This is a genomic window from Kitasatospora sp. NPDC042419 (assembly GCF_056437345.1).
In genome coordinates this window covers 1-13,989 of the sequence record NZ_JBWKAW010000022.1, presented here as the reverse complement: position 1 = coordinate 13,989, position 13,989 = coordinate 1, and the positions used below count along the sequence as shown (strand labels likewise).

The 13,989-nt window shown below is 74.8% G+C and carries 12 protein-coding genes; 8 read left to right on the top strand and 4 right to left on the bottom strand.

What is annotated here, in order from left to right:
* Positions 1 to 19: 19 nt before the first annotated feature.
* The gene (locus AC067J_RS31255) at positions 20 to 1,567 is read right to left on the bottom strand and encodes a hypothetical protein (protein ID WP_478304895.1); all 1,548 of its coding nucleotides are present in this window, start codon (positions 1,565 to 1,567) and stop codon (positions 20 to 22) included.
* 512 nt (positions 1,568 to 2,079) lie between these two features.
* Here AC067J_RS31255 and AC067J_RS31250 point away from each other — a divergent pair.
* Entirely contained in the window at positions 2,080 to 2,475 is a 396-nt protein-coding gene (locus AC067J_RS31250) for an SsgA family sporulation/cell division regulator (protein WP_478304893.1), read from the top strand.
* Here AC067J_RS31250 and AC067J_RS31245 read toward each other — a convergent pair.
* Positions 2,427 to 4,355, bottom strand: coding sequence for a GAF domain-containing protein (locus tag AC067J_RS31245; protein WP_478304891.1), 1,929 nt, complete (start codon positions 4,353 to 4,355; stop codon positions 2,427 to 2,429). The genes AC067J_RS31250 and AC067J_RS31245 overlap by 49 nt on opposite strands.
* 851 nt (positions 4,356 to 5,206) lie before the next feature.
* Between AC067J_RS31245 and AC067J_RS31240 the strand changes: the two genes are divergently transcribed.
* The 5 genes from AC067J_RS31240 (at position 5,207) to AC067J_RS31220 (ending at position 9,265) form a co-directional block, all read left to right on the top strand.
* Positions 5,207 to 5,965, top strand: coding sequence for a phosphatase PAP2 family protein (locus tag AC067J_RS31240; protein ID WP_478304889.1), 759 nt, complete (start codon positions 5,207 to 5,209; stop codon positions 5,963 to 5,965).
* A gap of 152 nt (positions 5,966 to 6,117) precedes the next feature.
* Positions 6,118 to 6,630 carry a pyridoxamine 5'-phosphate oxidase family protein gene (locus tag AC067J_RS31235; RefSeq protein ID WP_478304887.1) on the top strand — a complete coding sequence of 171 codons (513 nt, stop codon included), beginning with the start codon at positions 6,118 to 6,120 and terminating at the stop codon, positions 6,628 to 6,630.
* A 202-nt stretch (positions 6,631 to 6,832) separates the two neighbouring features.
* On the top strand, positions 6,833 to 7,954 hold the full coding sequence (locus AC067J_RS31230) for a TIGR03364 family FAD-dependent oxidoreductase (protein WP_478304885.1): 1,122 nt from the start codon (positions 6,833 to 6,835) through the stop codon (positions 7,952 to 7,954).
* Between the two features lie 12 nt (positions 7,955 to 7,966).
* On the top strand, positions 7,967 to 8,650 hold the full coding sequence (locus AC067J_RS31225) for a phosphonatase-like hydrolase (RefSeq protein ID WP_478304883.1): 684 nt from the start codon (positions 7,967 to 7,969) through the stop codon (positions 8,648 to 8,650).
* A gap of 249 nt (positions 8,651 to 8,899) precedes the next feature.
* On the top strand, positions 8,900 to 9,265 hold the full coding sequence (locus tag AC067J_RS31220) for a VOC family protein (RefSeq protein WP_478304881.1): 366 nt from the start codon (positions 8,900 to 8,902) through the stop codon (positions 9,263 to 9,265).
* 79 nt (positions 9,266 to 9,344) lie between these two features.
* On the opposite strand, the gene AC067J_RS31215 is transcribed toward AC067J_RS31220, so the two are convergent.
* Positions 9,345 to 9,995, bottom strand: coding sequence for an HAD family hydrolase (locus AC067J_RS31215; protein WP_478304879.1), 651 nt, complete (start codon positions 9,993 to 9,995; stop codon positions 9,345 to 9,347).
* Between the two features lie 616 nt (positions 9,996 to 10,611).
* On the opposite strand from AC067J_RS31215, the gene AC067J_RS31210 reads away from it, so the two are divergent.
* Together AC067J_RS31210 and AC067J_RS31205 are read left to right on the top strand one after the other, a co-directional pair.
* On the top strand, positions 10,612 to 12,114 hold the full coding sequence (locus AC067J_RS31210) for a sulfatase family protein (RefSeq protein WP_478304877.1): 1,503 nt from the start codon (positions 10,612 to 10,614) through the stop codon (positions 12,112 to 12,114).
* 155 nt (positions 12,115 to 12,269) lie between these two features.
* Positions 12,270 to 13,187: a formylglycine-generating enzyme family protein gene (locus AC067J_RS31205; RefSeq protein ID WP_478305091.1), complete on the top strand. Its 918-nt coding sequence runs from the start codon at positions 12,270 to 12,272 to the stop codon at positions 13,185 to 13,187.
* A gap of 91 nt (positions 13,188 to 13,278) precedes the next feature.
* Here the strand turns inward: AC067J_RS31205 and AC067J_RS31200 are convergent.
* On the bottom strand, positions 13,279 to 13,989 hold a 711-nt coding region (locus tag AC067J_RS31200; RefSeq protein WP_478304875.1), incomplete at its 5' end, for a phospholipase domain-containing protein.

Sequence of the window (13,989 nt, the reverse complement as noted above, 5' to 3'; positions counted from 1 at the left end):
GGACGGCCGTCCTCCCGGGTCAGCGGGCCGGGGCGGTGGCGTGGGCCCCGGTGCGCGGTGCGGCGGAGGGGGCGGCGGCTGCGCCGGGGGCGTCCGCCGGGGATGCGAAGGTGCCGAGGGCGGCGACCGCGCGGGGGCGGTCGATCCCGAAGGCGGCGGCGCTCCAGGTCTCCGGCGCGGTGGCCGGCCGCGGGGCGGCGGTCGGTGCGGGCCCGGGGTACGGGGTCGTCGGCGAGGACGTGGCGGCCGGCGCGGCGGGGACGCCCGTCGTGTTGGCCGGGGCGGGGGTGGCGGGGCGGCTGCCGAGGACGCCGAACACGTACCGGCCGGGGCGGACGTCGGTGCCGGGCGGCGTGGTGAAGCGGTAGACGAGCGCGCCGCGCTCCTGGTGGGTGGAGGCCACGGCGCCCGTCAGGTCGGTCCAGGCGGTGCCGGAGCCGGGCGCCAGCGAGCCGGGGGCGAGCCTGAACTCGGTCTGCAGCGCGGTGAGCGGCTCGGTGACGGTCAGGGCGAGCAGGTGCCGGGTGCCGTCACGGCCGAGGGGCTGGATCAGGGCGGCGCCGGTGAGCGTCCGGTCCGTGTCGGAGGCGGCGCCCGTGCTGTCGGTGCCGGTGCTGCCGGTGCCGACGGCCCCGTCCTCGCTGCCGGCGGGACCGCCGGTGGTCGGCCGGCCTCCCGCGCCCTCGGTGCCGGTGTCCTTGGCGGAGCCGAGGGTGCCCCCGGTCCAGCCTCCCGGACCGGGCGGCGCGATGGGCGGCCGGGGCGTGGAGCCGCCCGGCGACGGGACCATCGGCCGGGGAACGGAGGGGGAGGGGGCGGACGGTGACGGCTCGGACGGTGCCGGGCCGTCGGTGGGCTGCCCGGCGAGGGGCTGCCCGTCGGACTGACGTCCGTCGGGTTGCTCCCCCGCGAGCTGCCCGGCGGTCGGCCGGTCGGCGCCGGCCTGCTGTCCGTCGGCGGGTCTCGGGCCGGGCCTCGGGGTCGCGGCCGGGGCCTCGGTGCCTCCGCCCGTGCCGAGCTCCTGGGCGGAGGGTTCGCCGGTCGTGCCGTGCGGGTGCGAGTCGGCCGGGCCCTCGGCGAGCGGACGACCCGACCCGGCGTCACCGGAGTGCGGCGCAGCCGGAGCGGACGCGGACGGACCGGGGGAGTGCGCGCCCGCGGACGGTCCCGCCGCGCGGGTCGGACCCGACGGGCCGGACGGACCGGACTGCGGCAGGGCGGCCGGGGCGTGGCCCGTGGGAGCGGAAGCATCGGCGGACGCCAGGCCGGACGACGTGTCGGCGGTGTCGGACGAGGCGTCGGGCGCGGCCGGACTGGGCGGTCCGCTGGACCCGACCCGGGCGACCCCGGCACGCCGGCCCACGCCCTGCTGCTCGTTGAGCAGGAAGGTGGTGGCGATGCTGATGCCCACCACGGTGGACATCGCCATCGCGGCACCGGAGAACCGCAGCGTGGGCAGGCGGAGGCGGCCGCCGAACGGTTTCGGCCGACCGTGCCGGCCACGGCGCTCGCGGCGCCGCTCGTGCGGGTACGCCGCGTCCTGCCCGGCGTCCTCGGACAGAGCCACCGGACCCCCTCCCTCCCCTGAAGTCGCCGTTGCGGTCGTCGCATTCTCCCACGTACCGACGGCGCAGCCGGTGCTGCCGGACCCGGTGGACGGCCGCAGGGCCGGCCGGATCCGGCCTGGTCTCGTCCGGGGCTGCGCGTGCGGGGTCCGCCGGGACTCGCGCGCGGGCGCGCGCCGACAGGGGGACGAGCGTACCAGCGGCCGCCCCGGGGGTGGCCAGCCCTCGGACCGAATCGATCCGATCCGTGGACAACCCATTCCTTAGTGGAAGTTGACGGTCCGTCTGACAGTATCGGTAAGGATCTGCCCGGTCGGGCAGGGATTATTGCAACCTCCTTGCAACCCTTGCCGCCCGGTGACCAGTGGCGCAGGCTGAGGGCATCCCACGCCGTCCCGGAGAGATCGTCATGCCGCCCGACCCGCTGTCAGCACCCTCCAGTGCCCCTCTCGCCGCTACCCCCACGGGCGGCGATGAGGCAGGCTCCACCGCCGCTCCGGCGGCGGTGGAGGAGGTGCTGATCCTGCGGATCTCGTTGGGCGAGGAGGTGGTCGGGGAGGTCCGCACGCGGTTCCGGTTCGACGCCGAGCGCCCGTACGAGGTGCTGCTGACGTTCCACCTGGGCCGGCCGGACGAGGCCGATTGGGTGTTCTCGCGTGAACTGCTGCGCGACGGCCTGCGCTCGTTGAGCGGTCAGGGCGACGTCAAGCTGTGGCCGGCGTACTGTCCGTGCCACGGCTCGACGTTGCACCTGGCGCTGGAATCGCCGCACGGCAGCGCCCTGCTGGAAGTGTCGAAGCCCAAGGTCCGGGACTGGTTGGACCGGACCTACGCGCTCGTGTCGGAGGAGGCGGAGCGCGCCTACGGGCCGACCGACGCCCAGCTGTCCGAGCTGCTGACGGGCGGCTGAGGCCGCGCGGGCCGTCGGCCCGGGGGTTGTGCGGCAGCCGGCTGTGCGCCGATGGGCTGCGTGTTCGTGGATCGTGCGTTCGTGGACCGCGCGTTCGTGGACCGTGGGTTCGTGGGCTGTGTGTTCGTGTTCTGTGTGTCGACGGGCCGGGTGTCGGTCGGCGGGGTTTCCGCGGGTGGTGCGGTCGGGGACCGTGGGTTCGGGAACTGCGGGGGGACGGGCCGGGTGCCCGGCTGTGGTGTGCCGGTCGGCTGGGTCTGCGACGCCCGCGATTGCGGTGCCATTTGTGCCACTTGCTGCGGGGTGAGTTGTTGCGGCGCCGGTTGCTGCAGGGCCGGTTGCTGCAGGGCCGGTTGCTGCAGGGGCGGCTGCTGCAGGGCCGGCGAACGGGACGGCCGGGCGCGGGGCGCGGCCGAGTCGCCGGGGGCGCGCGGGTCCGGTAACGACGGGGTGCCGGGGAGCCGGACGCTGCCGCCGGCCAGCCCCGCGCGGAGCCGGCGCACGGCCGGTGCCGAGGAGGTCGGCAGCAGGTCGTACGGGTCCTCCGGGCCGGCCACGCTGACCAGCACCGACTCGGCGAACCGGTACGGCCGGTGGGCCAGCAGGCCGCCAAGGTAGCGGCGGAGCCGGGACAGTTCGGCCCGGACCGTCACGGTTCGGGCCGGGTCGCCGAACAGCGCGTCGGCCAGCTGTGCCGCGCTGTGGCCGTTCCGCTCGGTGGCGAGCAGGAGCAGCAGTTCGGCGTGGCGCGGACTGAGGGTGTGGGACCAGCTGCCGGCGGCACCGTGCACCGAGAGCTCGGCACGGTCCGGCCGGCGCAGGTCGAGCCGGAGCCGGGCGCCCTCGGCCTGCTCGGCGAGCAGGCCCCGGTCCGGACCGCCGTCCGGACCGTCCCCGTACGGGTCGGCGGCCGTCGTCGGGTCGTCGTCCTGGGGCCGGACCGGGCGGACCAGCCAGCCGTCGGCCAGCGGCTCGATCACGCACTCGCCGAGGCTCGGCAGCCAGTGCACGGCCGCCGAGCCCCAGCCGCCTGCGGGCAGGCGCAGCCGGGGCGGCGGGGGGAAGCCCGCCGCGGCGGCGGTCCAGCCGGCGGCGTCCACGACCAGTGCCGGACCGTTCACCCGGGCCAGCAGCGGTGCGGCCAGGGTGCGGAGGTGGTGCAGCGACTCCAGGCGGCGGGCCCGCAGCTCGGTCTCGGCGAGCTTGGCGGCGGTGGCGGTCAGTTGCAGCAGGTACGGGCGGACGGTGTGGGCCGGGCCGCTGAGGTTGATCGCGCCGATCAGCCGCCCGGTGCCCGGGTCGTGGACGGGCGCGGCGACGCACGTCCAGGAGTGGTGGCTGCGCAGGTAGTGCTCGGCGGAGTGGACGTGCATCGGGCGCTGCGCACGCAGCGCGGCGGCGATGCCGTTGGTGCCGACGCTCTCCTCGACCCAGCGGGCGCCGGTGAGGAAGCCGATCCGGTCGGCGCTGCGGCGGAGGCCGCGTTCGCCCTCCTGCCAGAGGATGTGGCCGTCGGCGTCGGCGATGGCCAGGATCAGCGGGGCCTGGCCGACCGGTTCGAGCAGGGTGTCGCGCAGGACCGGGAGCACCGGGTCGAGGCCGGAGGTGCGGCGGCGGTGTTCGATTTCGGCGGGGCCGAGGTGGACGGCGGCGGCGCCGGCGTCCGGGTCGAGGCCGAGGCGGCGCAGGCGGGCCCAGGAGTCGCCGATCTCGGGGCGGGGCTGGAGGAGCGCCTGTTCGTCGTCGGGGGCGGTGGCGTCCCGGGCGGCGCTGCGGGCGGCGGCCTCGGCGAGGGCGCGCTCGTGGACCTTGGCCAGCTCCGCCGCGGTCTGCGGAGTTCGACGTTCGGGTCGTCGGGTCTGCCGTCCGGTCTGCCGCACTCGGTTTGCTCCTCGCCGCCGTTCGAGGGCGCGCCGGGGTCGACGCGCTGACGAAAGAGTACGGGCGCTACCGGTTCCTGGGGATGGGGTCTGCCAAGTCGGAATACCACAGGGTATGAGAGTGGACATGCCAATGAGTTATGGCGGTCCGGCGCCGGGTCCCGTGTGGTTGCAGGGGTGGGTGGTGTGCGGTGGGTGATCGGAGCAGGAAGTCGGACGGGCCGACTTCCTGCTCCGGAGTGCAGGGTCGGCGACTGATGCGAAGGGGCGGCGGGTCGGCGTGGAGTGGGGGGCTGAGCGGGCTTTCGACGGCATTTCTCTGTAGACCGGTCGGCATATTCTGCCCGTTTGGAGATGAGTGGCGGGCTTTTTATGTAGACCGGTCGGTGGATTTTTAGTAAGTGGACCGGTCTACATATTTTGTTGGGCGAGAGTGGTGGTGGGGCGGGGGAGCGTCGTCGGGCGGGGAGGTGCGAGGGAGCGGGAGGGGTGGCGGCGCGACGTCCCGTGGGGGCGGTCGTGAGAGGTGCGCGTCAGGCGCATGGGGGCGTGTCGGGGGCGCGTGTCCGCATGCTGGTCATCGGGTGTCCAGGGGCGTCCGGGTGGTGCTCCCGCTGTCGAGCGGATCGCCCGTTCGCCCGCCCGTTCGCCGTCCGGTGGGCGGCGGGCGGCGGGTCGGGTGCCCTCGACCGTCGGGGTGGTCCCGGCCGCGCGGGCGCTCGGTCGACTGTGCCTGATATCAAGCGGAATCTGCTGCTGATCGCCGGTCTGGTAGTAGTTGTCTCCATGCTCCCGTTTGTTCTCGAAGTGTTCCGCTCCAGGAGAGCCCGCCGTCGCCGGGGTGACCGCCGGTGACCCTCCTCGTACCGATGGCGGTCGCCCCGGCGGCTGCCGCTACGGCCACCACTGCCACCGCCACCGCCGCCACCACCGCCGCGCAGGCGTCCCCGGGCGGCGCGCTGGCCGCCTACGACGGCAGCGGCATCGACGGTGGCCTCTACAGTCGGGTGGTCGGCTGGGCCGACGCCGCGCCGCACTGGCTGGACCGGCTGGTCGCGCTCTGGTCCGCGCTCGGCCTGGCACTCTTCGCGCTGCTCATGCTCGCCGCCTGGTGGCGCGCGCGGGGCGCGGGTTCGGCGGTGATAGCGCGGGTGCTCGCCTCGCCGCTGATCGTGGTCGTCGCGTACGTCGTGAACTCGGCTCTCAAGGGGGTGGTGGAGGAGGTCCGGCCGTGCGCCCAGCTCGGGGTGCGCGACACCCTGGAGGCCTGCCCCGGCCCCGGGGACTGGTCGTTCCCGAGCAACCACACGGTGGCCGCGTTCGCGGCCGCCGCCGCGCTCTGGTTCGCCGACCGGCGGATCGGGGCGGTCGCCGGGATCGCCGCCGTGCTGATGGGCGCCTCCCGGGTGTGGGTGGGCGTGCACTACCCGCACGACGTGCTGGCCGGCGCGGTGGTCGGCGTGCTGGTCGCGGTTCCGCTCGCGCTGGCGGCCGGGCGGGCGGGGCCGCTGGTGGACCGCGCACGCAGCGGTCCACTGCGCCCGTTCCTGGGCGCCGGGCTCGCGGTGGCGGCCGGCGGCCGCCCGCCGACGGCGGTGCGGCGGGGCTGAGCGGTCCGGGTGCCGCCCGACCCTTGTGTGGCCGGGGTGGCGGGGAGAGCATGTGAGCCGGGCGTGGGGCCCCTGTGGACGGGGCACCCGCCCGGCTCAGTCGTGCCAGGGCGCCGCGGGCGCCGGGCGTGCCACGGAGGGAAGTGCTGCCCATGCCGTACCGACTCGACATCACCCAGGGGGACTGGCCGGCCGAGGAGCTCGGCAAGGGGGTCGAAGGGCTGCTGGCCGAGGCGATGGTGCTCACGCTCGCGACCGCCGGCCACGAGCACGGCCCGCACGCCAACCTCGCCTTCTTCGCCTACGACGACGACCTCGTCCTCTACTTCGTCAGCGAGCGCGCCACCCGGCACAGCCACCACCTCGCGGAGGAGGCCCGGGCGGCGGCGACCGTCTTCCTGCCGCCGCCGGTCTTCGGCGAGCAGCTGCGCGGCCTCCAGTTGACGGGCAGTGCGGGCGAGGCGTGGGGGCGGCAGGCGGAGGCGGCGCTGGCCGCCTACCAGGGGCGGTATCCGTCCTTCGCGCAGGACGCGGAGATCCGGCGGCAGTTCCTGACCGGGGGTGGGGCGGCGGCGCTGTACCGGTTCCAGGTGGAGGAGCTGACGGCGGTGGACGAGCCGAAGTTCGGCCGGCGGCACTACCTGCGGGCGACGGTGCGGCGGTAGCGGGCTGCCCCGGGGCTCCCCTGGGGCTCTCCTGGGGCTTTGGGGTGTCGGGGCGTCGGGGTGTTGAGGTGCCCGGGGCGGGGTGCCCGCTGTCGCGAGCCCCGCACCCCGCCCCAGGTTGGCTGTACAACTTTTCGGTCGGTTCATCTGTGGGCCGCCACTCGGACGCCCCTCGGTCACCTGGCGGCACCACCCTGGCCGCATGAGAGTCATCGTCGTAGGAGCAGGCGTGCTCGGCACCATGCACGCCTGGCACGCCGTGGAACGCGGCCACGAGGTCGTCCACCTGGAGCGCGAGGCCGAGGCGCGCGGCGCCTCGGTGCGCAACTTCGGCCTGGTCTGGGTCAGCGGCCGGGCGCAGGGGGAGGAGCTGGACACCGCACTGCGTGCCCGCGAGCTCTGGGAGCGGATCGGCGGCCAGGTGCCCGATCTCGGCTTCCGGGCCAACGGCTCGCTCACCGCGATCCGCACCGAGGCCGAACTGGCCGTCGCCGAAGAGGCGTTGACCCTGCCGGACGCGGCGGCGCGCGGCTACCGGCTGCTCGACCCGGAGCAGGCCCGGGCCGCCAACCCGGCGCTGCGCGGCAAGCTGCTCGGCGCCCTGTGGTGCGAGCGGGACGCCGCCGTCGAGCCGCGCACCGCCCAGCCCGCCCTGCGCGCCGCCCTGCTGGCCACCGGCCGGTACACCTTCCTGCCCGGGCGCGAGGTCCGCGACGTCATCGGCGAGAACGCCGTCCGCGACGACCACGGCGACGTCCACACCGGCGACCTCGTCGTGCTCTGCACCGGCGCCTGGCTGGGCGGCCTGGTCCGCGAGCTCGCCCCCGAACTGCCCGTCCGCAAGGTGCGGTTGCAGATGATGCAGACCGACCCGCTGGGCGAGACGCTCACCACCTCGGTCGCCGACGGCGACTCCTTCCGCTACTACCCCGCCTTCGCCGGCGGTGCGCTGGAGCAGCTCAAGGCCGCCCAGCCGCAGCCGCCGGTCGCCGCCGAGCACAAGATGCAGCTGCTGATGGTCCAGCGCCGGGACGGCGGCCTCACCATCGGCGACACCCACGAGTACGACCAGCCGTTCGGCTTCGACGTCGTCGAGGACCCGTACGACCACCTGGTGGGCGTGGCCGAGGAGTTGCTCGGCCGTCCGCTGCCCCGGGTCCGCCGCCGCTGGGCCGGGGTGTACGCGCAGTGCGTCGACACCACCCGGGTCGTCCACCGCGAGCGCGTCCGTGACGGCGTCTGGCTGGTCACCGGCCCGGGCGGCCGGGGCATGACCTGCTCGCCCGCCATCGCCGAGACCACCGCCGAACTCGCCAACCTGTAAGAGGAACTCACAATGTCGTACGACATCCGCCTGGTCGTCCTGGACATGGCCGGCACCACCGTGGCCGACGACGGCCTGGTCGAGCAGGCCTTCCAGGCCGCCGCCGGCACGCTCGGCGTCGAGGCCGGCAGCCCCGAGCACGCCCGCATGCTGGAGCACGTCCGCGCCACCATGGGCGAGTCCAAGATCTCCGTCTTCCGCCATCTGTTCGGCGAGGAGGAGAAGGCCCAGCGGGCCAACACCGCCTTCGAGGCGGCCTACCACGACCTGGTCGACGCCGGCCACTGCGCGGCGCTGCCCGGCGCGGCCGAGGCCATCGCCGAACTCCGCGGCCAGGGCCGGACGGTGGTCCTCACCACCGGGTTCTCCCGGCCCACCCAGGACCGCATCCTCGACGCGCTCGGCTGGCAGTCGGTCGCCGACCTCACGCTCTGCCCCGCCGACGCGGGCCGCGGCCGCCCGTACCCCGACCTCGCCCTCACCGCGCTGCTGCGCACCGGGACCGAGTCGGTCCGGCAGATCGCGGTGGCCGGCGACACCGGCTACGACATGCTGACCGGCACGCGCGCCGGAGCCCCGGTCGTCGCCGGGGTGCTCACCGGCGCCCACGGCGAGGAGCGCCTGCGGGCGGACGGGGCCACCCACGTGCTGGCGTCGATCGCCGAACTGCCCGCGCTGCTGGGGCCGGTGGGCTGAGCCGGAGCCGGGCGGGCGCGGCGGATGGCGCGCCCGCCCGCTCGGTGGGCTGCGCGCTTGATGGGCTGCCCGCCCGGTTGGCCGGGGGGCAACTCGCCGAGGAGAACACGAGGTTGGGGGAAATCGGACGGACGGTCGGGCGGCCGGATCGAAGCGGTGGCGGGGAGACCGGAGGCGACCCGGAGTCGAGGCCGGGAGACCGGCGTTGCGCGGGGCGCCCGGTGCGGCACGGCTCGTAGGATCCGTGGCATGAGCCTTCGTCTCTACCAGATCGCCGTCGACGCACGGGATCCCGCAACCCTGGCCCGGTTCTGGGCCGAGGCGCTCGACTGGCGCATCCTGCTGGAAGACCCGGACGAGGTGGTGGTCGGGGCGGACGAAACGGCCTGGCCGGGGATGGTGTTCCTGCCCGTCCCAGAGGAGAAGGCGGGCAAGAACCGCCTCCATCTGGACCTCGCCCCGGACGACCGTCCGGCCGAGGTGGCACGGCTGTTGGCGCTGGGGGCGGTGCTCGTGGACGTCGGTCAGCCGGCGGACGCTCCGTGGACCGTGCTCGCCGACCCGGAGGGCAACGAATTCTGCGTCCTCGGCCCGAAGCACTCGCTGACCGTCTGAGGAGGACTGGGACCGTCCCGCCCCCTCGCGGCCGGAAGCGAGGGGCGCGAGGGGCGCGAGGGGCGGACCGGGCCGGGTGCTACCCGGCGGCGAGCAGGGCGGGGAGTTCGCGCATGTCGTGGAAGACGACGGTGCCGGGGCCTGCCAGGCGGTCGGCGGAGGTGAGGCCGCCGGCGTAGCCGAAGGCGCGCATGCCGGCGGCCCGGGCGGCCTGGACGCCGGGCGCGCTGTCCTCGACGACGGCGCACGCGGCCGGCGGGACGCCCATCCGCTCCGCCGCGTGCAGGAAGAGGTCGGGGGCGGGCTTGCCGCGGTCGACCTCGGTGGCGCTGAAGATCCGTCCGGCGAAACGGTGGTGGAGGCCGGTGCGGCCCAGTGTGTGCGCCATCTTCTCGTGCGAGCCGCTGGACGCGACGCAGGTCGGCAGGGCGATCGCGTCCAGTGCCTCGGGCAGGCCGTCCACGGGGGTCAGGCCGGCGTCCACCTCCTCCGCGTGCCGCCGCACGAACTCCTCCCACCAGTGCGCTGCCGTCTCCTCGCCGAGCCGGGCCGCGACCTGCTCGTGGATCGAGGCCTGGGAGCGGCCGACGAAGCGCTCGACGACGTCGGCCTCGGTGAGGGGCCAGCCGAGTTCGGCGCCGAGGGTGACCTGGACGCGGGCGGCGATCCGCTCGCTGTCCACGAGGACGCCGTCGCAGTCGAAGACGACGAGCCGTATCGGTTCCTCCATGGGGATGATCATGAGTGCAGCCTAGAGCGCGCCGTGGCGGCGGGTGCGGGCGGAGGGAGGCCGGGGGTGCCCGGACGGCGGCGGCACGCCCCGGTTGCCGGGGCCGGTCGTCGACGGGGAGCGGCCGGGAGCGGCCGGGAGTGGTCGGGAGCGGCCGGGGGAAACATGCGTCCCGAATTCCGCCACAGTGCCGAAACAATGGGCCGGGGGTATTGCCAGTACTTCCCGGGAACTCCTACAGTCGCTCGCATGGCAGCTGGAGAGTTCCTGGCTGCTCGCCGGCATGTCGATTTCGGACGGCTGGCGAGCGCCCTCTGTACGCCCGACCCGGCGTGAGTCGGGCGGCGGTTCCCGGCGGGATGGACGGGGACCGGCCGGCCCGCGTCGGAACTCCCCGGAGTGGCTCGCACTCGCACCGTTCGTGCAGGTAGGCGGGGTGCTCCGGTTCCTCTCAGGCGGACTGCCGGCGACTCGCCGTGCCCGTGAGTGCTGTCCGGGACACGGGTACGGGTGAATTGCGGGCGGATTTCCGCTTTCCGGCACCGATTCCGAGATGCCGAGCCGGGATTCCCCGGGGCGGTCGGACGGGATCACCGAAAAGCACGGAGGGAATTCCATGAGCGATTCGACGGGCAGTTTCACGGAAGGTTCCGCGAGCAGTTCCACGGGCAATTCGACGAGCGGTTCGGCGGGCGATTCGGAGGCCGGTACGGCCGCCGCGGCCGGGACGGTCGGCCGGCGGGGGTTCCTCGCCGGAGCCGCCGCCGTGGCGGCCGCCGCCGCGGCCCCCGCGCTCCAGCTGGCGTCCGCCAGGCCCGCAGCCGCCGCCGGGGCCGCCGCCACCCGCCCCAACATCCTGCTGATCGTCACCGACGACCAGCCCAAGCACACCGAGTGGGCGATCCAGAAGACCGTCGACTGGATCGCCGGCCAGGGCGTGCGTTTCACCGACGGGCACGTGACCACGCCGCTCTGCGCGCCCTCGCGGTCGTCGGTGTTCTCCGGCCGCCACGCCCACAACCACGGCGTGCGCAACAACGGCGCCTCGCACAGCCTGGACCAGCACACCACCGTGCAGCGCTACCTCCGGCAGGCCGGTTACCGCACCGGCCTGTTCGGCAAGTACCTCAACTCCTGGACGCTGGCGGACAACCCGCCGCACTTCGAGGAGTGGGCGCTGCTCCAGCCCGCCTTCAACAACGCGAACTGGAACATCGACGGCACCGTCCAGACGCTGACCGGCTACACCACCAACATCATCAAGAACCGCACGCTGGCGTTCCTGGACAAGGCCGCCACCGACAGCCGCCCCTGGTTCGCCTACGTCACCCCCTACGCCTCGCACGAGCCCAACGTCCCGGCCGCGAAGTACGCCGACACGGTGGTCCCGCCGTGGAACGGGCGCCCCTCCGTGCCCGAGGCCGACCGCAGCGACAAGCCCGGCTACATCAAGAACGCCACCGCCACGCTCGCCGACGCCCAGGCCCTGCGGACCCGGCAGCTGCGCAGCCTGCTCTCCGTCGACGAAGCCGTCCAGGCGATCCACGACAAGCTGGTGGCGCTCGGCCAGCTCGACAACACCCTGGTCGTCTACATCGGAGACAACGGGTACACCTGGGCCGACCACGGATGGCTCAAGAAGTCCGTGCCCTACTCCCCGGCCCACGAGGTGCCGTTCTACCTCTCCTGGCCGGCCGGCGGCCTCGGCGCGGGAACCGTCGACAACCGGATCGTCGCCAACATCGACATCGCCCCGACCATCCTCGACGCCGCCGGCATCACGCCCGACACCCCGCAGGACGGCCGCTCGTTGCTCACCGCGTACAGCAGGGACCACCTGCTGGTCGAGTGGTGGAAGCAGGGCACGGCGGCGGGCGGTCCGCCCACCTGGTCCTCGTACGTCGCGAAGGACCGCCAGTACACCGAGTACTACGCGCTGCACACCGACGCGAACGGCACGGTGTCGGGCACCGGGGAGGTGAAGTTCCGTGAGTACTACGATCTTGCGGCCGACCCGTACCAGCTGACCAACCTGCTGTACCAGGCGACACCGCAGGAGGAGCAGGCGCTCGGCGTCCCGGCGCTGGCGGCGCGGCTGGCCGCGGACCGGGTCGCCTGACCGTCCGACCAGCCGTGGCCGGCGCCCCGCACCCGGCCCGCCCGGTGCGGGGCGCCGACCACCGAACCGACCGACCCGGAGCGAGGAACACCGTGCCGACCACCAAGCCCTGCTGCACCCCCGGACGCGCCGCGGACGCCGGCGAGCCCGCCGCCGTGACCGTGCTGCCGCTCGCCGATCCCCGGGCGCTGCGGGTCGCGCGGCAGCTGACCGACCTGCCGGGCGGGCGGTTCCTGATGGGGACGGACGACCGGACGGGCTACCCCGCCGACGGCGAGGGCCCCGTGCGCGAGGTCGGGCTGAGCCCGTTCCGGATCGCGCCGACCACGGTGACCAACGCCGCGTTCGCGACCTTCGTGAAGGCCACCGGGCACCGGACCGAGGCCGAGGAGTTCGGGTTCTCCTTCGTCTTCGAGGGCTTCCTGCCCGGGGAGCTCGCCGCCGCCTCGCCCGCGGTGGCGGCGGTGCCGTGGTGGCGGGCCGTCTCCGGGGCGAGCTGGCGGGCGCCGGAGGGGCCGGGCTCCTCCGTCACGGCCCGCCAGAACCACCCCGTCGTCCACGTGTCCTGGAACGACGCGCAGGCGTACTGCGCCTGGTCCGGCACCCGGCTGCCGACCGAGGCCGAGTGGGAGTACGCGGCCCGGGGCGGCCTGGAGCAGCGGCGCTACCCGTGGGGCGACGAGCTCACCCCGGGCGGCCGGCACATGTGCAACATCTGGCAGGGCGTCTTCCCGACCCTGAACACGGCGGCCGACGGTCACCGGGGCACCGCCCCGGTGACCGCGTTCCGGCCGAACGGCTTCGGTCTGTACAACACCGTCGGCAACGTATGGGAGTGGTGCGCGGACCGGTTCAGCCCCGACTTCCACCGGACCGCTCGGGGCGACGACCCGGCCGGGCCGCCGGACGGCCCGGCGCGGGTCATGCGCGGCGGCTCCCACATGTGCCACGAGTCGTACTGCAACCGCTACCGGGTGGCGGCCCGCAGCTCGAACACGCCCGACAGCTCGGCCGGCAACATCGGCTTCCGGGTGGCGGCCGACGCGGTGCGGGCCGACGCGGCGGCTCGCTGAGCGGTGGGCCGCTGAGCAGTGGCCCGCTGAGCGTTGGGCCGCTGCGTGACGGCTCGCCGCGCGGCGGCCCGCTGCCGGCCGGCGGTCGGGCTCAGTGCAGGGTGCCCGCGTAGCGCTGGGTGAAGCGGGTGCCGGTCGTCGCCGTGACGGTGACGTCGTAGCGGCCCTGGTCGAGCGGGTAGGACGCCGTCGCACGGGAGTTCGCCGCGACCTTGAGGGTCTGCGGCGCACCCGCGTAGTCGTTCGGGGTGAGGGTGAAGGTGACGGCCGTCCGCCCGGCGTTGACCAGGTCGACGGTGAGCGCCGAGGCCCCGGGCGTCGCGGTCACCACCGGAACGGCGACGTCGTCCTGCTCGGCGCGGACGACCGTGCCGGCGTAGCGGCGGACGAAGCCGTCGGGGCCGTGGACGGTGAAGTCGTAGCGGCCGTCCGTCGCGGCGGCGTCCCAGGTGTACGTCCGGGTGGCGCCCGGGGCGACGGTGAACGGGGTGCCGGCGAAGGCGTACGCGATGTTGGGGTAGACGGTGAACGGGAAAGCGACGGTGCCGTCGTTGCGCAGCGTGCAGGTGATCAGACCGGTGGCGCGGTCGACGGAGGCCTCCGCCCACGGCCGGTACGGCAGCCGCCGGTGCGGCCTCGGCCCCGGCTCCTGGACGGGCATGGACTGGGTCCCGGTGGCGGGGAGTTGGACGCCCGGGAGTTTGCTGCCCGCGTCGGCCCGGGCCATCAGGGCCGTGGTGTCGGGTAGTTGGGGGATGGAGTAGTCGGGTGCGGTGAAGTCGAAGCAGCTGGTGAGGTCGCC

Coding starts and splice junctions, on each gene's coding strand:
- AC067J_RS31235 (WP_478304887.1), top strand. CDS start 6,118: ATGCCGTACCGACTCGACATCACCCAGGGGGACTGGCCGGCCGAGGAG.
- AC067J_RS31230 (WP_478304885.1), top strand. CDS start 6,833: ATGAGAGTCATCGTCGTAGGAGCAGGCGTGCTCGGCACCATGCACGCC.
- AC067J_RS31225 (WP_478304883.1), top strand. CDS start 7,967: ATGTCGTACGACATCCGCCTGGTCGTCCTGGACATGGCCGGCACCACC.
- AC067J_RS31220 (WP_478304881.1), top strand. CDS start 8,900: ATGAGCCTTCGTCTCTACCAGATCGCCGTCGACGCACGGGATCCCGCA.
- AC067J_RS31215 (WP_478304879.1), bottom strand. CDS start 9,995: ATGGAGGAACCGATACGGCTCGTCGTCTTCGACTGCGACGGCGTCCTC.
- AC067J_RS31210 (WP_478304877.1), top strand. CDS start 10,612: ATGAGCGATTCGACGGGCAGTTTCACGGAAGGTTCCGCGAGCAGTTCC.